General features: G+C 38.4%; 19 protein-coding genes and 2 other annotated features. Of the genes, 14 read left to right on the forward strand and 5 right to left on the reverse strand.

From position 1 onward, the window contains the following. The first annotated feature begins 55 nt into the window (after window positions 1-55). Window positions 56-283: a hypothetical protein gene (locus tag LFLEISCH_RS02200; RefSeq protein WP_223196420.1), complete on the forward strand. Its 228-nt coding sequence runs from the start codon at window positions 56-58 to the stop codon at window positions 281-283. Between the two features lie 19 nt (window positions 284-302). Beyond that, entirely contained in the window at window positions 303-872 is a 570-nt protein-coding gene (locus LFLEISCH_RS02205; RefSeq protein ID WP_007472609.1) for a DNA-3-methyladenine glycosylase I, read from the forward strand. A gap of 72 nt (window positions 873-944) precedes the next feature. On the opposite strand, the gene LFLEISCH_RS02210 is transcribed toward LFLEISCH_RS02205, so the two are convergent. From LFLEISCH_RS02210 to adhE, 3 genes are all read right to left on the reverse strand, one after another. Continuing rightward, on the reverse strand, window positions 945-2,000 hold the full coding sequence (locus LFLEISCH_RS02210; protein ID WP_223196432.1) for an ABC transporter permease: 1,056 nt from the start codon (window positions 1,998-2,000) through the stop codon (window positions 945-947). Beyond that, window positions 1,997-2,911: an ABC transporter ATP-binding protein gene (locus tag LFLEISCH_RS02215; protein WP_007472612.1), complete on the reverse strand. Its 915-nt coding sequence runs from the start codon at window positions 2,909-2,911 to the stop codon at window positions 1,997-1,999. Before LFLEISCH_RS02215 ends, LFLEISCH_RS02210 begins: the two co-directional genes overlap by 4 nt. Before the next feature lie 228 nt (window positions 2,912-3,139). Next, the gene (gene adhE / locus LFLEISCH_RS02220; RefSeq protein WP_007472614.1) at window positions 3,140-5,740 is read right to left on the reverse strand and encodes a bifunctional acetaldehyde-CoA/alcohol dehydrogenase; all 2,601 of its coding nucleotides are present in this window, start codon (window positions 5,738-5,740) and stop codon (window positions 3,140-3,142) included. A gap of 301 nt (window positions 5,741-6,041) precedes the next feature. After that, window positions 6,042-6,290 (forward strand) — a binding site (T-box leader). Between the two features lie 45 nt (window positions 6,291-6,335). Then, window positions 6,336-6,543 (forward strand) — a binding site (T-box leader). A gap of 46 nt (window positions 6,544-6,589) precedes the next feature. Between adhE and trpE the strand changes: the two genes are divergently transcribed. The 10 genes from trpE (at window position 6,590) to LFLEISCH_RS02270 (ending at window position 15,722) form a co-directional block, all read left to right on the forward strand. Beyond that, window positions 6,590-7,954: an anthranilate synthase component I gene (gene trpE, locus LFLEISCH_RS02225; RefSeq protein ID WP_223196433.1), complete on the forward strand. Its 1,365-nt coding sequence runs from the start codon at window positions 6,590-6,592 to the stop codon at window positions 7,952-7,954. Next, a complete protein-coding gene (locus tag LFLEISCH_RS02230) occupies window positions 7,951-8,532 on the forward strand; it encodes an anthranilate synthase component II (RefSeq protein WP_007472616.1) in 582 nt (193 codons plus the stop codon). Before trpE ends, LFLEISCH_RS02230 begins: the two co-directional genes overlap by 4 nt. Next, window positions 8,532-9,551 (forward strand): anthranilate phosphoribosyltransferase, encoded by a 1,020-nt coding sequence (gene trpD, locus LFLEISCH_RS02235; protein WP_007472617.1) that lies wholly within the window; start codon window positions 8,532-8,534, stop codon window positions 9,549-9,551. Before LFLEISCH_RS02230 ends, trpD begins: the two co-directional genes overlap by 1 nt. After that, window positions 9,548-10,312 (forward strand): indole-3-glycerol phosphate synthase TrpC, encoded by a 765-nt coding sequence (gene trpC / locus LFLEISCH_RS02240; RefSeq protein ID WP_007472618.1) that lies wholly within the window; start codon window positions 9,548-9,550, stop codon window positions 10,310-10,312. Before trpD ends, trpC begins: the two co-directional genes overlap by 4 nt. Further along, complete coding sequence (locus LFLEISCH_RS02245; protein WP_007472620.1) at window positions 10,309-10,938, forward strand: phosphoribosylanthranilate isomerase; 630 nt, start codon at window positions 10,309-10,311, stop codon at window positions 10,936-10,938. Before trpC ends, LFLEISCH_RS02245 begins: the two co-directional genes overlap by 4 nt. After that, complete coding sequence (trpB, locus tag LFLEISCH_RS02250) at window positions 10,916-12,112, forward strand: tryptophan synthase subunit beta (protein ID WP_007472622.1); 1,197 nt, start codon at window positions 10,916-10,918, stop codon at window positions 12,110-12,112. Before LFLEISCH_RS02245 ends, trpB begins: the two co-directional genes overlap by 23 nt. Beyond that, the gene (trpA, locus tag LFLEISCH_RS02255; protein WP_174269987.1) at window positions 12,109-12,891 is read left to right on the forward strand and encodes a tryptophan synthase subunit alpha; all 783 of its coding nucleotides are present in this window, start codon (window positions 12,109-12,111) and stop codon (window positions 12,889-12,891) included. Before trpB ends, trpA begins: the two co-directional genes overlap by 4 nt. A 21-nt stretch (window positions 12,892-12,912) precedes the next feature. Then, window positions 12,913-13,365 carry a hypothetical protein gene (locus LFLEISCH_RS02260; protein ID WP_007472624.1) on the forward strand — a complete coding sequence of 151 codons (453 nt, stop codon included), beginning with the start codon at window positions 12,913-12,915 and terminating at the stop codon, window positions 13,363-13,365. Between the two features lie 147 nt (window positions 13,366-13,512). After that, on the forward strand, window positions 13,513-13,824 hold the full coding sequence (locus LFLEISCH_RS02265; protein ID WP_007472625.1) for a hypothetical protein: 312 nt from the start codon (window positions 13,513-13,515) through the stop codon (window positions 13,822-13,824). A 284-nt stretch (window positions 13,825-14,108) separates the two neighbouring features. Then, a complete protein-coding gene (locus LFLEISCH_RS02270; protein ID WP_007472626.1) occupies window positions 14,109-15,722 on the forward strand; it encodes a putative polysaccharide biosynthesis protein in 1,614 nt (537 codons plus the stop codon). 31 nt (window positions 15,723-15,753) lie between these two features. Here the strand turns inward: LFLEISCH_RS02270 and LFLEISCH_RS02275 are convergent, their stop codons facing one another. Both LFLEISCH_RS02275 and LFLEISCH_RS02280 read right to left on the reverse strand, forming a co-directional pair. Continuing rightward, window positions 15,754-16,254, reverse strand: a complete 501-nt coding sequence (locus LFLEISCH_RS02275; RefSeq protein ID WP_007472627.1) for a P-loop NTPase family protein — start codon at window positions 16,252-16,254, stop codon at window positions 15,754-15,756. A 22-nt stretch (window positions 16,255-16,276) separates the two neighbouring features. Continuing rightward, on the reverse strand, window positions 16,277-17,104 hold the full coding sequence (locus LFLEISCH_RS02280; protein WP_007472628.1) for an NAD(P)H-hydrate dehydratase: 828 nt from the start codon (window positions 17,102-17,104) through the stop codon (window positions 16,277-16,279). Between the two features lie 105 nt (window positions 17,105-17,209). On the opposite strand from LFLEISCH_RS02280, the gene LFLEISCH_RS02285 reads away from it, so the two are divergent. After that, a complete protein-coding gene (locus tag LFLEISCH_RS02285) occupies window positions 17,210-17,620 on the forward strand; it encodes an NUDIX hydrolase (RefSeq protein ID WP_007472630.1) in 411 nt (136 codons plus the stop codon). 91 nt (window positions 17,621-17,711) lie between these two features. Then, complete coding sequence (gene pepV, locus LFLEISCH_RS02290; RefSeq protein ID WP_007472631.1) at window positions 17,712-19,124, forward strand: dipeptidase PepV; 1,413 nt, start codon at window positions 17,712-17,714, stop codon at window positions 19,122-19,124. Window positions 19,125-19,177 lie beyond the last annotated feature (53 nt).

The following is a 19,177-nucleotide window of genomic DNA, read 5'->3' on the forward strand; positions in this document are numbered from 1 at the left end:
TTTAGTTGCAAAACACGAACTAATGTTCTATAATAATGTGAGAAAGGAAAATGAGATGCGAAAAACAACTTTATTAATTAGTGTGATTATGATTAGTTCTTTGCTTAGTTTAGTAACAGTTATAAGTGGTTATAAACTTTCTTTGCCACCGATTGTTCTTGTGGTTTTTACGGCTGTTTGTCTTGCTTTTGGGCTTTTTGAGTGGCGGGCTAAACATTTTAATTTTGCTTTTATTGCGTTTTTTTGTGGTGCGTTTTTATGTGTGCAATATATTTTGGGATAGGAAGGGGGCTGTTTATGGTATGGAAGAAGTGACGCGTTGCAACTGGGCGAATGGTGATGCGGTGATGATGGCTTATCATGATGAGGAGTGGTGTCAACCGAGTTACGATGATACGTATTTGTTTGAACTTTTAAATTTAGAAGGGGCGCAAGCTGGTTTATCTTGGCGAACTATTTTACATAAGCGTGCGGGATATCGTGATGCTTTTTTTCAGTTTGATATTTCAGCATGTGCGAATCTGACGGATGAAGAGCTAGAAGAAATTATTTCAAATGGAGCGATTATACGAAATAAAGCAAAAGTGAAGGCAGTTCGAACAAATGCAATTGCTGTTCAAAAAGTACAGGAAGAATTTGGTTCGTTTGCAAATTATATGTGGCATTTTACAGATGAGTTAGTGATTGATCATCAATTAAAAGAGGATAGCGAGATGCCTAGTAAAGATGAACTATCTGAACGTGTAAGTAAAGATATGAAAAAAAGAGGTTTTAAATTTGTGGGGCCTGTCATTGTGTATTCTTATTTGCAGGCAATTGGTGTTTTAAATGATCATGTCAAAACGTGCTCATTTTATAAAAAAGGGCATTAAAATAAGCAGGAATCTAATCACTATTTAAAAATTTGCGATTAGACTCCTGCTTTACATTTTTAAACTATTAATTTAGCTAAGCGCCACATCTCTCTTTTTGAAGATAAAGAAGCTGAGTCCAAGAAAGATAATAATATAGACGAAAAGCCCTGCGATGATTTGCCAAACAGCAAGTCCACCAGCAATGGGTTGCCCTGAAACAGCACTGTTTAAGTTTAGAAGATTAAACAAAATCCATTTCATCCAGTCATATTTCGCAATGGCAATAGGGAGAAGAGCTGTAAGAACACTTCCGGAGAATAGAACACCTAAACTTACACCAACAGCTAGTGCTTGTGAGCGGACAACAGATGAAAATAGAAAGGCAATACTTGCATAAACGGTCATTAAGATGAAATTAGAACCAAGAAGTAAAAGTGCCGCTTGAACGGCATTCATTGCGCCTAAGTCTTGTGAGACAGGTAATAAATAATTACCGCCTGATAACAATAGGGAGAATAGAAAGGCTGATATTAAAAGCACGATGCTTGTAATGACTGCATAGAGCAGTACGACGAAAAACTTAGATGCCAAAATTTGACTTCTTGAATAAGGCCTTGCTAATAGTAATTTAATCGTTCCACCTGAAAATTCAGATGCGACTATCACACTCGCTACAACGGCGACTAAAATACTTGCAATCATCTGTACGGTTCCAAGACTCGCAAAAAATTCGGGGCCAGACATAGAACTAGAAGAGGTCATCGGTGTTTTCCCTTTATCTGCATAAACTTGATAATAATCAATTTGTTTTTGAATAGAATCTTGCTCCGTTTTGGGTGCATTTTCTTTGGCTGCTTTTAAGGCTGTCACAGAATCTTTAGGCGAGAGAACTTTTTCAGAATAACCTTCTGCTTTTTTCTCACTTTGAGCAGTTAAGTAATCGTCTTTTGAAATTTGTTGTCCTTCTGCATTAAGATAAGTCGTGACACCTTGTGGCTGTGGTTTTTCTGCTATCCCATCCACTCTTGAAATCATAAGCATTAACATCGTCATTAAAAAGACCATGACAATGAGGATAAGTTGCATAATCCAGCTTGATTTTTTGAGGAAAAGTTTTTGAAATTCATTTTGTATTAAATGCATTATAATTCACCTCCGTTTGTTAGAGCTAAGAAACGATCTTCTAACGAGAAGTGAATTTTTGATAGTTCAAAAATATCCACATTAGCTCGAACAAGAGCACGACTAATTTCTGGAAGAACTTCACGCGTGACATTTAACACAAAAAGGTTGCCATTTTGTTCTACGATTTCAAGGTCAAGTGTATCTAAAATCAGTCGAGCACTTTCACCATCAGAAACTTCAAGTGTCACTTTTAAAATCTTTTCTTCTGTCAAATCACTCATTTTTTCAATATGAGTGAGATGCCCTTTGTCGATAATAGCAAAACGATCGGTTATTTGCTGAATTTCGGATAAAAGATGACTTGAAATTAAAACGGAGGTTCCGTTTGTCGCGAGTTCTTTAATTAACATACGAAATTCGGCCATTCCTTGCGGGTCAAGACCATTTGTAGGTTCATCTAAAATCAGTAGGGCAGGTTGATGAATTAATGCTTGTGCAACACCTAGACGTTGACGCATACCGAGCGAATAGGTTTTGACTTTATTATGAATAGCATGAGTCATTTTCACTTTTTCAACAATTTGTTTGATTTGCTCATCTGAGATGTTTTTTCGGTTCATTTTTGCAAATTGCTTTAAATTTTTCCATCCGGACATATACATGTAAAATTCAGGATTTTCAATGATGGCACCAACATTTTGAATTGCATCTTTAAAATCGTCATCCAGATTAACGCCGCAGATGGAAACTTTCCCGTTTGTTTTTGAAATTAACCCAACAATCGAACGGATAATAGTTGTTTTACCAGCACCATTTGGGCCAAGTAAACCAAAAATTTCTCCTTTTTGTATTTCAAAACTTATATTATGTATGATTTCTTTTTTGCCGATTTTTTTTGAAACATTTTCAAGTTGCAAAACCGTTTCAGGCATTTTATCACTTCCTTTTTAGAATATCCTTAGTATACTAGAAATGTAAAATATTTACATGAATCTATAGTTTGGTTATACGTAGGTCTAAGGATGTATAAACAACAAATCCCGTATAAGCTTGGCATACTCATACGGGATTTTGTCATTTTGGAGATTGATTTTCTAGGGAATGAAGAAAACAATCTACGCTACTCATCTAGCTCTTATATATAAATGTGGTTGAGCTCATTAAACGCCTTTGTAAGCATCAACATAAATTTGTTTTAACTCGCTTACAAGAGGTTGTTTTGGATTTGCTGTCGTACATTGATCCATAAATGCACGGTCAGCTAGTGTATCAACAACAGTATCAAATTGTTTCTTATCAACGTTTTGTCCTTTCAGACTCATGTCAATTCCAATGTCTTTACCTAGTTTGATAATAGCATCTACTAGGGAAGCGACACCTTCTTCTGCAGTATTTGCTTTTAAGCCAAGAATACGTGCAATACGTGCATAATCTTCGTCAGCAGTAAAGCTTTCATATCTAGGGAATAAAGCATGTTTTCTTGGTTTAAGTGCATTATAGCGGATAACGTGAGGCATTAAGATAGCATTCGCACGACCATGTGGAATATGGAATTCCGGTCCAATCTTATGTGCGAGACTGTGATTAATACCTAAGAATGCGTTGGCAAATGCCATACCTGCAAGAGCAGAAGCATTATGCATTTTTTCGCGAGCATCTTCATCACCTTTTAGAACCGAATCGCGTAAGTTTGCAAACACGAGTTCAATTGCTTGGATAGAAAGGCCACGTGTATAATCACTCGCCATTACTGAAACGTAAGACTCAATCGCATGTGTTAACACATCCATACCAGTGTCTGCTGTAATATGTGCTGGAACTGTTGTAACATATTGTGCATCTACAATCGCAACATCAGGTGTTAGTTCATAATCAGCAAGCGGGTATTTGATGTTATTTTCTTTATCAGTAATAACCGCGAAAGGAGTAACTTCAGATCCTGTACCACTTGTAGTAGGGATGGCAACAAATTTAGCTTTTTCACCAAGTTTTGGATATTTAAACGTACGTTTGCGAATATCTAAGAATTTTTGTTTTAATCCAAAGAATGAAGCTTCAGGATGTTCGTAGAATAACCACATACCTTTCGCTGCATCCATTGCAGATCCACCACCTAGTGCGATAATGCAATCTGGTTTAAAGTCTTTCATAAGTTCTGCACCTTTATAAACGGTCACATCAGACGGATCTGGTTCAACATCAGCAAATACTTGGAAGTCCACATCGTTTGAGCGACGTTTTAAGTGATCGATTACAACGTCCACATATTTAAACTGTACCATTCCTGGGTCAGTTACAATAAATACGCGATTTATACCTTCCATTTTTTGCAAGTATTGTGTGGAATATTTTTCAAAGAATACTTTTGGTGGTAATTTAAACCATTGCATATTATTTCTCCGATCTGCGATACGTTTCACATTCAAGAGGTTAGTGGCACTAACGTTTTGTGAAACAGAGTTTTTACCATAAGAACCACATCCAAGTGTTAGGGAAGGGATGAAGCCATTATAAATATCTCCGATTCCACCTTGAGCGGAAGGTGCATTAACAATAATACGACAAGCTTTCATACGAATACCAAATTGTTTTTGTACTTCTTTATCCGTTGAATGAATGACAGCAGAGTGCCCTAAACCACCGTATTCAAGCATTTCTTCTGCACGATCAAATGCTTCTTCTTGATTCTTCGCTTCAATGAAAGCAAGAACAGGACTTAATTTTTCATGAGAAAGTGGATATTTATCACCCACACCTTTAATTTCAGCTATTAAAATTTTAGTTGTTTCTGGAACTTTAAAGCCAGCTTGTTCTGCAATCCAAGCAGGGGATTTACCAACAACATCAGGATTTAAAGTACCTTTTTCAGGATGAATGACATAACTTTCAAGTTTTTTAAATTCAGCGCCCTTTACAAAATAGCAATCGTTTGCTGTGAATTCGTCTTTTACTTCTTTTGCGATTTCTTTATCCACAATGACAGCTTGTTCAGAAGCACAAATCATACCTTGGTCAAAAGATTTAGATAAAATAATGTCATTTACAGAGCGTTTAATTTTAGCTGTTTTATCAATATAAGCAGGGACGTTACCAGGTCCAACCCCAAGTGCAGGTTTTCCAGTAGAGTAAGCGGATTTCACCATTCCGGCACCACCAGTAGCAAGTACTAAAGCTACTTTATCATGGTTCATTAATTGTTTTGTAGCTTCAAGAGATGGTTTTTCAATCCACTGCACACAATGTTCAGGTGCACCAGCTTTTACGGCTGCTTCATAGACGATTCGTGCCGCTTCAGCTGAACATTTTTGAGCGCTTGGATGGAAAGCGAAAATAATCGGGTTACGCGTTTTAATTGCGATAATGGCTTTAAATAATGTAGTTGATGTAGGGTTAGTAACTGGTGTTACACCTGCTACAACACCAACAGGTTCAGCAATTTCAATGACGCCTGTTTGTTTATCTTCGTTTATAATGCCCACTGTTTTATTCGTTTTTATATTATTCCAAATATATTCAGTTGCGAAAATATTTTTAATACATTTATCTTCATATAAGCCTCGGCCAGTTTCTTCGACTGCCATTTTAGCGAGTGGCATATGTTGATCAAGTCCAGCAAGTGCCATTGCATGTACAATCGTGTCAATTTGTTCTTGGTCATAATTTTCAAATGCTTTTAAAGCTTGTTCACCATTGTTTGCTAACTTATCAATTACCTTTTGTACTTCTAAAACTTCGCGAGTAGCTTCTTCTTTAATTGCCATTGTTACAACCTCCTAAAATTGTGAGGGACGATTTTCGTCCATCAAAGACTGGAAACGTCCCTACCGGCTTAAAAAAAATTGACTGTCGACTGCATCAATTTTTCAGGTTTGCCTTGATTACACTGTAAGTATACATCAGGAAAAAAAGTTTGTAAATAGTTTCACGTGAAAAGATTCACAAAATATTAAAATTAAGTCTTACATCCTATTTTTTAAAATGGCATCTGATTCTTTTGATACAGAAAAGGTGAATTAGCTTGCATTTATAAAGTGATTTTGGTAAGATAAGAACATCTTAAAATGAAAAGCGTGAATGAAAGAGTAAGTAGCCTGAAAAATTGTTTCAAGAGAGCTGACGGATGGTGCGAGTCAGTAACAACAATCAGTGTGAATGGACTTTCTAGCTCTGAACTGAACGGGAAACTTAGTAGGATTCAGCGACTAAGCCTTATCGTTATACAAGGCACCATTTAGCGTTTAGCAGATGGAATAAAGTGAACTTAAATTTTTAAGTTAATCAAGGTGGCACCACGGGTCTTCCGTCCTTGTCTAGTAATTAGACATGGACGGAAGGCCCTTTTCGTTTTAAAAAAAAGAAAAAGCATTAAGCAAGAAGAGTACTTTATTTGGAAAGTATAGAGAGCAAGCGGTTGGTGGAAGCTTGTCTGGAAAAATAAAGGAATGGGCCTTGCGCGTTCAATCTTGAAAATGAGTAGGGATTGACGGTTTGTTACCGTTAGAAACAAGAGATTAAGAAATCATTCTTAAACTAGAGGTGGTACCGCGACACGTTCGCCCTCTAAAAGGCATTTGCCTTTTAGAGGGCTTTTTTATTTTTAAAAAGGAGAGATAACAATGCAAAAAACAATTGAAGCTGATACTTTAACCATTCCACTTATTTATAATCGATTAACTGGTAAACATAAAAGTTTGCTTGAAGGGACAGCGAAAGATAGTGATTCAGGCAGATATTCTATTATCGCTTTTAACCCTGTACATGAAATTCAAATTGTAGGGCAGAAATTTATTTTTGATGGTGTTGAAACGATAGAAGCAGATCCGTTAAACAAACTTTATGAACAAATTGTTAGTTTAGAAAAAGAAGCTACCCCTTTTCCTTTTGAGGCTGGGGCCATTGGATATGTTGGTTATGACATGGTTCGTCTTTATGAAAAAATTGGTGAGGCAAAAACAGATGATTTAGAGTTACCGGATGCTCATTTCTTTTTATATGATTCTTTTGTTATTTTTGACCATAAATTTGAACGTGTAACACTCGTTGAGGATAATGCGTATTCAAAGCGTGGTGAGGAAGAACTTAAGGCGGCACTGGATAATTTGGAACATGAAATTTTCACCCCAAAAGAAGGAGAGGCTCGTTTGGCTAAATTGCCGGAATTAACTTTTAAGAGCCAACTTACGAAGGAGGCCTTTATCAAAAAAGTAGAGGGTGCAAAAGCGTACATCGAGGCGGGAGATTTTTTTCAGGTTGTTTTATCCCAGCGGCTAGACGCTGAATTTAAGGGAGATGCTTTTTCTTTTTACCGGAAATTGCGTTTACTGAATCCATCCCCATATTTGTTTTTTATTGATTTTGGGGAAACAAAGCTGATTGGTTCTTCGCCTGAAAGTCTTGTGAGCGTGAACGGAAGTGTTGTTCGTACTAACCCTATTGCCGGAACAAGAAAGCGCGGTGAGACAAAAGAAGAAGATCAAAAACTGTCTGAAGAGTTACTTAAAGATGAAAAAGAGCTTGCGGAGCACCGGATGTTAGTAGACTTAGGAAGAAATGATATTGGGAGAGTGAGTGAAGTGGGTTCTGTTACTGTTCCGATTTATTTAACCATTGAGCGATACCGCTTTGTGATGCATATTGTTTCGGTTGTGGAAGGGAAGCTCCTTGAAAAGCGGAATGCGATGGATGCGTTAAAATCGGTGCTACCGGCAGGAACGGTAAGTGGAGCACCTAAAATTCGCGCGATGCAGCGGCTTTATGAATGGGAGGATATCAAACGTGGTCCTTACGGCGGGGCAGTAGGATATTTAACCAAACGAGGGAATGCTGATTTTGCTCTAGCAATTCGGATGGCCGTGATTCATCAAGATCATGTGTATGTACAAGCTGGGGCTGGAATCGTTTATGACTCCAATCCAGAAAACGAATATTTAGAGACGCTTCAAAAAGCAAAGGCACTCTTGGAGGTGGCAAAATGATTCTTTTAGTTGATAATTATGACTCCTTTACGTACAATCTGGCGCAATTTATAAATGAGTTTGCGGAAGTTGACGTGATTCGGAACGATGCTCTGGACTTAGTTGAGCGAGCGGAGGCGGCAAGCGGGATTGTCTTATCACCTGGCCCCGGAAGACCTAAAGAGGCAGGGCAAATAGAAACACTTATTCAAAGCTTTTCGGGGAAAAAACCAATTTTAGGGATTTGTCTAGGTCATCAAGCGATTGGTGAAGTTTTTGGGGCAAATGTGGCACAAGCAAATGAAATTCGACATGGCAAAATCTCTCTCATGAAGCGACAAGAGTCGGAATTATTTCAAGGCTTACCAGAAACTTTTGAAATTATGCGCTACCATTCTCTTATTGTGGAGAAAACAAGCTTAAATAAACAACTTCAGTCTTTAGGCCAGGCCACAGATGACCAGGAAATGATGGCTATGAAAGTCGTAGATAAGCCAATTTATGGATTACAGTTTCATCCAGAATCGATAGGTACACCTTACGGGAAACTGATTATTAGGAATTTTGTTGAAATAACAAAAAGAAAGGTGGAAGCGTAATGGGACAAGAAATTCAAAAGTTATTTATGAAACAGAATTTATCTGAAATGGAAATGACTATGATTGCCAATCAAATGTTTTGCGGCGAACTTTCAGAAATAGAAATTACGGCGATTTTAATGGCGTTGAAATTAAAAGGCGAAACTTTAGAAGAAATGTCAGCACTCGCACGTATCATGCAAAATGTCGCGTTAAAAATCCCTTATGACAAAACCGATGCGATGGACAACTGCGGAACGGGTGGAGATAAGTCAAATACATTCAATATTAGTACAACAAGCGCTTTTGTTTTAGCGGCGGGTGGGATTAAAATGGCCAAACATGGAAATCGAAGTGTCTCAAGCCGATCAGGCAGTGCGGATGTTTGTCGTGAACTTGGAATTGAAATGACGCTTCGCCCAGATGAAATGGCCTATTTACTCGAAAATGTTGGCATCGCCTTTTTATTCGCGCCACATGTTCATCCCAACATGAAGTATGTTATGAATGTTCGTAAAACACTTCAAACGCCTACCATTTTTAATTTAATCGGCCCCATGACAAATCCATTACCATTAAAAGCTCAGCTTATGGGAATCTACAGACGAGATTTGTTACAAGAAACAGCTCGTGCACTCGGAAAACTCGGCAGAGAACGCGCGGTTGTTGTAAATGGAGCAGGATACATGGATGAAGCCACTCTTCTTGGGGAAAATCATATCGCCTTATATGCAGAAGGTGAAGTAAAAGAACTAACTTTTTCGCCTGAGGATGTGGGATTAAAACGGACAAGTAAAGAAAAAATTCAAGGAGGAAATGCTAGAGAAAATAGCCTTATTCTAAAGCGTGTTTTAAACAATGAAAAAGGCGCCTATCTTGATACCGTATTACTCAATGCAGGACTTGGATTTTTTGCATATGGAAAAGTTTCTACTATAGAAGAAGGTGTTTTAATGGCTAGGAAAATTGTGGCAAGTGGTGAAGCCAAACAAAAGCTCGCGGAATTGTTAGCCGCACAACAGGAGGTATTAGTAGGATGACAAGTTTTTTAGAAGAAATTTTGATGCAAAAACAAAATGAAGTAGCTGAAATGAAAAAACAAATTTTAAAGCCACAAATTGAACGACCGAGTTTTATCGATTTTTTAGCAGAAAATCCAGGCCGCGTTCAGTTGATTGCGGAGGTGAAACGTGCATCGCCATCTAAAGGTATCATTAATGCCACCGTCGATCCAGTCGAACAAGCGAAGGCATATGAAAGAGCGGGAGCCGGACTTATTTCAGTTCTAACCGATGAAATGTTTTTTAAAGGTTCTATGGAAGATTTAAAGCAGGTGGCAGAAGCCGTTTCGGTTCCGGTTCTATGTAAAGATTTTATTATTAGTGAAAAACAACTTATTCGTGCTCGGAATAACGGCGCATCGGCCATTTTGCTTATTGTGGCCGCGTTAGATACGGCTACATTAAAAGCATTGTACAAACGCGCAACTGAAATTGGCTTACTTCCTCTTGTAGAAGTTCATAATGCGGAGGAACTAAAAATCGCGGAACGTATTGGCGCTATATTAATTGGGGTGAATAATCGCAATTTAAAGACGTTTGAAGTTGATATTGCCGTAAGCGAAGCGCTTGCACGTCAAATGGTTAATCAATCTGCTTATTATATTAGCGAATCGGGTTTTCGGACAGCTGAAGATGTTAATCGTATTAAAGAAAAATATCGAGCAGTGCTTGTTGGGGAAGCCTTAATGCGTGAAGATGATCCTAAAGCGGCCGCTGAAAGGTTGCGTGTTGTCAGATGAAAGTGAAAATTTGTGGACTTAAAACGGTTAAAGACGCCAAATTTGCAGCTGCAGCAGGTGCTGATATGGTTGGCTTTGTTTTTGCAAAAAGTAAGCGGCAAGTGACCGCCGAACAAGCGCATGAAATGGCAAAGGAAATACCAGGCGATTGTCTAAAAGTGGGGGTTTTTGTGAATCCAACACTGGAAGAGGTTTTATTTTATAAAAAGACAGTGCCGCTCGATTATATCCAGTTACATGGCCAGGAATCCGCAGAATTTGTGCAACAAGTCGGGCCGGCAATTAAGGCATTTAAAGTACAAGATGGCGAAATAAACGGGGACATTAGTGCCTATAAAGACTGCCTGATTTTGCTAGATGCCCCTCCAAAAGAATTTGAAGGCGGTTCAGGAGAGTCCTTTGATTGGGAAAAATTGCAACTTTCAGATTTACCCAAGAGCCGCTTAATGATAGCAGGCGGGCTCGACCCGCAAAACGTCACAGAAGCCATTCAAATTTTCAAACCATTTGGTGTGGATGTTTCTTCTGGTGTGGAGACGGATGGCATAAAAGATACAAGCAAAATAAAAACATTTATAAAGAACGCAAAAGGAGCGGATAAACATGACCTATCAAGCACCCAATGAGCAAGGATTTTACGGAAATTACGGCGGCCGTTTTGTACCAGAATCGCTAATGCGTGCGGTTTTAGAACTGGAAGAAGCGTATCAAAAGCTGTCACAAACTAAAAGTTTTCAAGAAGAATTAAAAGGCTATTTAAAACAATACGTGGGACGCGAAACGCCGCTTTATTTTGCCGAAAAGTTAACAGAATATGCACAAGGGGCGAAAATCTACTTAAAGCGAGAAGATTTAAATCATACAGGTGCGCATAAAATCAACAATACCATTGGTCAGGCGCTACTTGCAAAGGCGATGGGGAAGAAAAAAGTAGTGGCGGAGACGGGTGCGGGTCAGCACGGTGTCGCTACGGCTACTGTTGCTGCGCTATTTAATATGGAATGTACCATTTTTATGGGGGAGGAAGATATTAAAAGGCAGGCGCTAAATGTTTTTCGGATGGAGCTTTTAGGAGCTAAAGTTGTAAGTGTGACTTCCGGGAGCAGAACGTTAAAAGATGCTGTGAATGAAACGCTTCGATACTGGGTGGAACATATTTTAGATACGCACTATATCATGGGTTCTGTTTTAGGTCCACATCCGTTTCCGCAAATTGTCCGCGATTTTCAAAGTGTAATCGGAAAAGAAGCACGCGCTCAGCATTTAGAAATGGAAGGGAAATTACCAGATGCTGTTATTGCCTGTATAGGTGGAGGAAGTAATGCGATGGGACTATTTTATCCTTTTGTAAATGATGAGTCGGTCGATATGATTGGTGTTGAAGCGGCAGGTCTTGGACTTAATACGGATAAACAAGCTGCTTCTATTACAAATGGTAAAAAAGGGGTGCTACACGGAGCCATGATGGATGTCCTGCAAGACGCGGATGGTCAAATTTTAGAAGCCTTTTCCGTTTCAGCTGGACTGGATTATCCGGGAATTGGTCCAGAGCATTCCCATTTTCATGAGCTCGGACGCGCAACATATACATCTGTCACAGACGATGAGGCTATTAGTGCTTTCAAACTGCTTTCCCAAAAAGAAGGGATTATCCCGGCACTTGAAAGTTCACATGCCATTAGTTATGCGATAAAATATGCAGCCACACGTCCTAAAGAGGAAAGCATCATCGTTTGTTTATCAGGACGCGGAGATAAAGATGTGGATCAAATGCAGAAAAGACTAAAGGGGGATGCATGATGAAAACATTAACACAGGTTTTAAAATCTAAACGTGCACAAGCGGAGCCCATCATAGTGCCTTACATTATGGCTGGTGACGGGGGACTTGAAACGCTCGGTGAAACCATTTCTTTTTTGGAAAAAAACGGAGTATCTGCCATCGAAATTGGTGTCCCTTTTTCCGACCCAGTAGCAGACGGACCAGTCATTCAAAAAGCCGGCTTACGCGCACTAAATGCCGAAGTTAGTTTGCGAAAAATTATCAAGACGCTCCAAACAATCACATCTAACGTGCCGCTCGTTTTAATGACCTATTTTAATCCCGTATTTCAAATTGGTATTGAAGCCTTTATTGACGAGTTAAAAAACACGACGGTAGGAGGCCTGATTATCCCTGACCTACCTTATGAGCATCAAGCTCTACTTACGCCTTATCTGGAAAAAGCAGATATTGCACTCGTTCCTTTAATTTCTTTAACTAGTTCTAAAGAGAGAATTGAAAAAATTGTAAATAAAGCAGAAGGTTTTATTTATGCAGTGACAGTAAATGGTACGACTGGAACAAGACATACGTTTGATGAAAATGTTGGTCCCTACTTACAACAAATTAAATCGCAAACGGATATCCCTGTTTTAGCAGGATTTGGCGTTTCTGAGGTCAAACATGTGGAACAATTTATGCAGGTTTGTGATGGGGTTATAATTGGGAGCAAAATTGTACAGTTGTTACATGAACGGAAGGAGGCGGAACTGGCCAAATTTTTAACAAGCATAAGAGAAGTGAAGGTACGTGCTTAGTTTGACGGGGGTTCATTTTGTATGGTACAGTCAGGGGGAAAGTGGGGTGTTCTTATGCAAAATATGTATCTAAAACAAGCTAAGTCAATAACGCTCATTATTGCATTTGTGTCGCTTTTACAAGCGCTCCTAGCCGTAATAGGGGTGATTACAGTTGCCTTAACGATTCCTGATCAAGACAAGTTAAATTTGACAGATGCTATTATTCGAAGAGCCTTACTGAATACATCTATTAACGCTATCTTTTTTGTGATTTTTACAATTCTTTTTTTCGTTGCATTTAAGCGGCTTAAAAATGGTTTGCAAGTTGGAGCACTTGTTTATGTGAGCTATATCATTTTTATGGTAGTTTCTATTTTGTTTGGCATTATAGGTAGTGGATTTAATTTAGGAAGTTTACTCATTTCGCTTATGCTTATTTTACTGACTGGTATTGCGCTTTATTCGGTAAAAAAAGGAGAGGAAATGAAATGATAGAAGGAAGTGTGTAAGTTTTAGAGAATTTACACGCTTTTTTTTATGTGCTTCTTCGGAAATCATCGATTTAATTGTGTTTTTTTAGGAGCTATGCTAAATTAAAATTTAATAGTTTTTTAATACTTCATCAAGAGGAGGCAACTTATGAATCCAATTCCAATTGTTCACGAACCCATGTATATGACCCTCTATGTCCTTATTATCATTGCCGTTTTTTTCGTCGCGCTATTTCAAGTATTATCAAGGTATACATTCAATTATATGGGAAAGATTTTTATTGGTTTAACCTTTCTTTCCTTACTTTTTTTATTTATTTATGAACTAGAAACGGCCTTTTTATCTGACACAACTACACTCGTTTTTGGTGCCATTTCGATTAAAGAAGTTTTTTTATTTACGCATCCGTATATTTTCCTCATCCTAGCTGTTTTACTTGGTGGGAAAAAGAGAAATTAAATGATGATACAAAAAACAAGATTGAAAGAATCCTTTCAATCTTGTTTTTTGATGTTATCACCTGTAAAAGGAGGGAGGAGATAGAGTTATGAGAAAGTGAAGATAGTCTTAGAAAACTTTTAAAAAAGAGAGTATAATAAAAAAGCTATTTTTTCTAACGATAAAATGTTTGATAGAAGAAGTGGTCAGTTCATTTCTTTTTTAGTTTGTTCTTTTTTTTTTAGTGAATAAAATGGTAAAGTAAACAAGAGATTATTTTAATTTTTAGTAAAGGAAGTTAAAAGATGGGGTCAAAACTGCTCAGAGGAACGTTTATCCTGACACTTGGGACGCTACTTTCCAAAGTGCTCGGGATTTTATATGTTATACCTTTTTATGCGATTGTCGGAGGCGACGATCCAATGCTACTCTATAACTTTGGTTACGTTCCATATCAGCTCTTTTTAAGTGTAGCAACTGCGGGAATTCCACTTGCTGTTGCAAAATACATAGCGAAATATAATGCTATGGAAGAATATGAAATTGGTCGCCGCTTATTCCGGACAGGGATTTATTTAATGATTGCCTCAGGGATTATATGTTTTCTTGCTATGTATTCTTTGGCACCGTTTCTTGCTGGTTTACAACAGCTGGACGGCGGTTATAGCTTACAAGACGGCGTGCAAGTTATTCGAGCAGTGAGTTTCGCACTACTTATTATCCCCATTATGAGTCTACTTCGCGGTTTTTTCCAGGGTTATAATTCAATGGGACCATCTGCTGTATCACAGGTAATTGAACAACTTGTACGAATTGTTTTCTTACTGGTGAGTACTTTTGTCGTTCTTTATGTATTAGATGGTAGTACTGTAACGGCGATTAGTATGGCAACATTTTCTGCTTTTGTTGGCGCGTTAGCAAGCTTGGCCCTTTTATTATGGTATTACTTTAAACGTAAACCAGGCCTTGATCGTATGCTAGTCGAGAGCCGAAATGAACTTAAAGTTTCTATTCCAACGCTATATAAACAAATTATTTTATCAGCAATTCCTTTTATTATCGTTGGTTCGGCCACTTCCCTGTACCAGTTAGTCGATCAATTTACTCTCGGCCGAGTATTGCAATATATTGGTGTGACGGCCAATCAAGTGAAGGAATATGTGGCTATTATAAATTTTGACGTACAAAAATTAATTATGATTCCTGGAACACTTGCCATCGCTTTTTCTATGGCGCTTGTACCACTTGTAACAGCCGCTTATGTTCGAAATGAAAAAGAACAGGTTAAACGTCAATTAAATGACGTCTTTCAAATTTTACTTTTTCTAACGATTCCTGCATGTATTGGAATTGCTTTACTAGCAAGACCACTATTTACAGTCTTCTTTACGGCAAATGATGTTGGGACAGATCTTTTACAATTCTTTTCGCCAATAGCTGTTTTATTCTCTTTGTTTGGCGTAACAGCAGCCGTGCTACAAGGAATTGATGAGCAGCGTTTTACAGTTTTAGGATTGCTTTTAGGTTTACTCGCTAAGTCCGTCTTACAAATGCCGCTTATCATGCTTTTTGAAGCAAAAGGTTCTATTTTAGCAACAGGGATTGGCTATGCAGTGTCTTGTTTATTTATGTTATACATCATAAAGAAATATGTCCGTTTTTCGTTTGGACTTGTTTTCCGGCGCGTCGTGCTCTTTATCTTTTTAACCTTTATTATGTCCATTGCTGTTCTAGCCGTTTATTATCCGCTTTCCTTCGTCTTAAGCCCGGATCATAAACTAAGTGCAACTATCTTAGTCATTATTTGTGGTGGCGTCGGCGGTGTTGTTTATGCGTATCTATCATTTAAACTGCACCTTTCAGATAAACTATTTGGACCAAGAGGTATGAGATTACGACAAAAATTAGGAATTAAATAATGAAATAAACGTCTTGCAAATTGCAAGACGTTTATTTTAATTGTTGGATAAACTTAGCCGTTTCCTTAGGTGATTTAAAAATAAGAATATTTCCCTGTTCGTTTTCAAGACGTGAAATTGTCTCTTCACGTCTTTTCGGATAGGACCAAACAAACTTTAAAAATTCAAAATCCAATTTTTCAACACAACCAACAGCAGCATCGGGACGCGTTTTTCCACGGTACATGACGAGCCGTTTTATGACACGCCAAAAATAGATTCGCCTCGGATAGTCTAAAAATAAAATAGAAGTGGAATGTTGAAATCGTGCGTCCCACGTAATCGTATAATTTCCTTCGATAATCCAATTTTCTTCCGTTGAAATAATATTTTCCACTTTCTTTAAAAGTTCAAGCTTAGGGATTTCTTCCCAGTTTGGCTTGAAAAAAAGTGTATCCAGATGCACAACAGGCACTTTTAAAATATGGCCGAGTTCTCTGGCTAATGTAGATTTCCCTGAACCCGAGGGCCCTAAAATCGTAATTCGCTCCATTTTCTTCCTCCGTTTCACTCATTTAGTCCTCTTGCATCTCGCTAAAAATTTTCAAATATGTAGGAAGCGCCGCAGAAATTTCAGTAGGAAGCACAATAAATTTCTTTTTCGCTAAAATATCGCCAATATAACTATGGAAAAAAACGCCGGCCAAAACGCCATGCAAAGGATTTGTCGTTTGTTTCATCAAACCGGCTATGATTCCTGCAAGCATATCACCCATGCCTCCAGTCGCCATAGCAGGAGAGCCGTAAATATTTTGCCAACTATCCGCATTTGTTATCACTTTGGTGCGATGCCCTTTCAGTACAATGGTCGCATCAAGCGTTCTTTGAATTTCTTCCATAGATGCATAATCAGGTGCAAGTTTTTTTAAGCGCTCAAATTCGCCCGCATGAGGGGTGAAATAAAGGTGACAAGAAGGCTTTTGCAGGTCGCCTTTTGCGTATAAGGTGATGCCATCCCCGTCAATAATGAGATTTTGGTGTTGTGCCACATTTTGCAAGGTAAGTTCTAATAGACTATGTGCCTCCTCGTCTAAGCCGAGTCCTGGACCAATTAAAATGGTATCAAAGCTTGCAAAAAGCGTTTTAAGTTGATTTCGATTGGCATAATCAATAAACATACATTCAGGCAAGCGACTATGTAAGCTTGTGCGATTAACATGATGAGAAGCAAGCGTTGTTAATCCGGCGCCACTATAAACAGAACCTTCAGCTGCTAAAATGGCTGCACCTCCGTACATTTCATTTCCAGCAATAATGAGGACTTTTCCGTACTGATTTTTATAACCTTCATCTTCGCGTTTTGGAATAAAACTACAAACGGCTTTAGGGGTTATTTTCTTCATTTCGTCACAGCCTTTTTTTTAATTGGATTTTATTCGCCAATCACGATAAAATAGATGGCGGATAATCTATTTCTAATTTTATCGAAGAGTAGGGGTGTTTGTAAAATGAAACCAGTTATTCCAGCTGTGAAAGCGGTTATTGTTCATGATGGGATGTTTTTAGCCTTAAAAAGAACGGAACAAACGGACGAGGTATATGATTTACCTGGAGGAAAAATGAACTACGGGGAAACTCACGGAGAATGCTTATTTCGGGAAGTATATGAAGAAACTAGTTTAGAGGTACAACCTTTTATTTTATACGACACTTGGGAGTTTTTTCATGAGGAGTATCAAATGACAGGCGTTTTTTATTTGGTAGAAATGCCAGCAAAAGGCGAAATAAAGCTTTCAAAAGAGCACACTGATTATAAATGGTTGCCACTTTCAAAAGAGGGTATAGAGGTTTTAGATGTCGTGTATGGTTCGCGCATGATGCGCTGGGATTTTGACGCGATAAAAGGAATTATGCCCTAATATTTTTAGGAAAATTAGGTTTCTACTTTCCACCATAGGAAAAAGGGTTTACAATGGTAGTGCAGAGTTTATTTTGGAAGGAATGAAGAAAATGACGGAAATTAATTGGCAAAAAGAAGTAGAAAGCAGAAGAGATGCTTTCTTAAAAGATTTGGAAGGGTTACTTCGCATTCCAAGCGTACGTGACGATTCGAAAGCAACAGATGATGCCCCGTTTGGTCCTGATGTGAAAAAAGCATTAGACTATATGCTTGAACTAGGGGAAAAAGACGGCTTTAAAACAAAAGAAGTAGGCAATGTGGCAGGCCATATTGAATACGGAGCTGGCGATGAGCTTGTTGGCGTTTTAGGACATGTGGATGTTGTACCAGTAGGTGATGGGTGGACAAACGGACCATTTGACCCTGTATTAAAAGACGGCAAACTATATGCTCGCGGTGTTGCCGATGACAAGGGCCCAACGATTGCCGGCTACTACGCGCTTAAAATTCTAAAAGAACTAGACTTGCCTATTTCAAAACGAATTCGTATTATCGTTGGTTCTGATGAAGAAAGCGGTATGAGCTGCGTGGAGCGCTATTTTGAAACAGAAGAACAACCAACTGTTGCCTTCGTTCCGGATGCTGAATTTCCAATCATTCATGCTGAAAAAGGGATTTCCGAACTAGACGTTTCGTTTAAAGACAGCAAATCGGATAGTTATCAAGCTTTCCAATTGGTTAGCTTCGAATCAGGCGCGCGATACAATATGGTACCTGACAAGGCAAGTGCCGTTTTAGAAGAAGTGAAGGATATTGATTTATTTAAACAAGAATTTCAAAACTTTGTCGCTAGCCATGATGTAACAGGCGATTTTGAAGTGAAAAATAATTCGATTACACTTTCTGTTGTAGGTAAATCTGCACATGCAATGGAACCTAATAACGGTGTAAATGCGGGGCTTCATTTGGTTTCCTTCTTAGGGAAATTTGAATTAACTGGTACTGCAAATGACTTTGTGACATTTGGTCGGGACTATTTGTACAATGATTCTCGCGCAGTCAAACTTGGCATTAACTATGAAGATAAAGAAAGCGGCGATTTAACCATGAATGTCGGTATTATTCGCTATAGTATAGAAGAAGGTGGGCGTTACGGCCTTAACTTCCGCTATCCAGTAACGGCTAATATGGACCGGTTAAAAACAAAAATGGAAACAGTTGTTTTTGAATATAATGGTCGTTATACGCATTATGATGATTCAAAACCACTTTTCGTTCCACAAGATCACCCTCTTATTCAAACCTTACAAGAAGTGTACACGAACCAAACTGGTGAAGAAGCGACTCTTCTTGCAATCGGCGGGGGAACGTATGCGCGTCACTTAGAAACAGGTGTTGCTTTTGGTGCGATGTTCCCGGGTCGCGAAGACACGATGCACCAAAAAGATGAGTTCAGTTATTTTGATGATTTATTAAAAGCATCTGCTATCTACGCAGAAGCTCTTTACAAATTAGCAAAATAAGGAGTATAATTGAAAAAATTCTAGCTGCTACGTTAGTTTCGTGGCAGCTTTTA

This window comes from Listeria fleischmannii subsp. fleischmannii LU2006-1, assembly GCF_000344175.1.
Lineage (GTDB): Bacteria > Bacillota > Bacilli > Lactobacillales > Listeriaceae > Listeria > Listeria fleischmannii.

Bases quoted from the DNA above. Each gene is read 5' to 3' on its own strand.
- LFLEISCH_RS02200 (WP_223196420.1), top strand. From the start codon at position 56: ATGCGAAAAACAACTTTATTAATTAGTGTGATTATGATTAGTTCTTTG.
- LFLEISCH_RS02205 (WP_007472609.1), top strand. From the start codon at position 303: ATGGAAGAAGTGACGCGTTGCAACTGGGCGAATGGTGATGCGGTGATG.
- LFLEISCH_RS02215 (WP_007472612.1), bottom strand. From the start codon at position 2,911: ATGCCTGAAACGGTTTTGCAACTTGAAAATGTTTCAAAAAAAATCGGC.
- adhE (WP_007472614.1), bottom strand. From the start codon at position 5,740: ATGGCAATTAAAGAAGAAGCTACTCGCGAAGTTTTAGAAGTACAAAAG.
- LFLEISCH_RS02230 (WP_007472616.1), top strand. From the start codon at position 7,951: ATGATTCTTTTAGTTGATAATTATGACTCCTTTACGTACAATCTGGCG.
- trpD (WP_007472617.1), top strand. From the start codon at position 8,532: ATGGGACAAGAAATTCAAAAGTTATTTATGAAACAGAATTTATCTGAA.
- trpC (WP_007472618.1), top strand. From the start codon at position 9,548: ATGACAAGTTTTTTAGAAGAAATTTTGATGCAAAAACAAAATGAAGTA.
- LFLEISCH_RS02245 (WP_007472620.1), top strand. From the start codon at position 10,309: ATGAAAGTGAAAATTTGTGGACTTAAAACGGTTAAAGACGCCAAATTT.
- trpB (WP_007472622.1), top strand. From the start codon at position 10,916: ATGACCTATCAAGCACCCAATGAGCAAGGATTTTACGGAAATTACGGC.
- trpA (WP_174269987.1), top strand. From the start codon at position 12,109: ATGATGAAAACATTAACACAGGTTTTAAAATCTAAACGTGCACAAGCG.
- LFLEISCH_RS02260 (WP_007472624.1), top strand. From the start codon at position 12,913: ATGGTACAGTCAGGGGGAAAGTGGGGTGTTCTTATGCAAAATATGTAT.
- LFLEISCH_RS02265 (WP_007472625.1), top strand. From the start codon at position 13,513: ATGAATCCAATTCCAATTGTTCACGAACCCATGTATATGACCCTCTAT.
- LFLEISCH_RS02270 (WP_007472626.1), top strand. From the start codon at position 14,109: ATGGGGTCAAAACTGCTCAGAGGAACGTTTATCCTGACACTTGGGACG.
- LFLEISCH_RS02275 (WP_007472627.1), bottom strand. From the start codon at position 16,254: ATGGAGCGAATTACGATTTTAGGGCCCTCGGGTTCAGGGAAATCTACA.
- LFLEISCH_RS02280 (WP_007472628.1), bottom strand. From the start codon at position 17,104: ATGAAGAAAATAACCCCTAAAGCCGTTTGTAGTTTTATTCCAAAACGC.
- LFLEISCH_RS02285 (WP_007472630.1), top strand. From the start codon at position 17,210: ATGAAACCAGTTATTCCAGCTGTGAAAGCGGTTATTGTTCATGATGGG.
- pepV (WP_007472631.1), top strand. From the start codon at position 17,712: ATGACGGAAATTAATTGGCAAAAAGAAGTAGAAAGCAGAAGAGATGCT.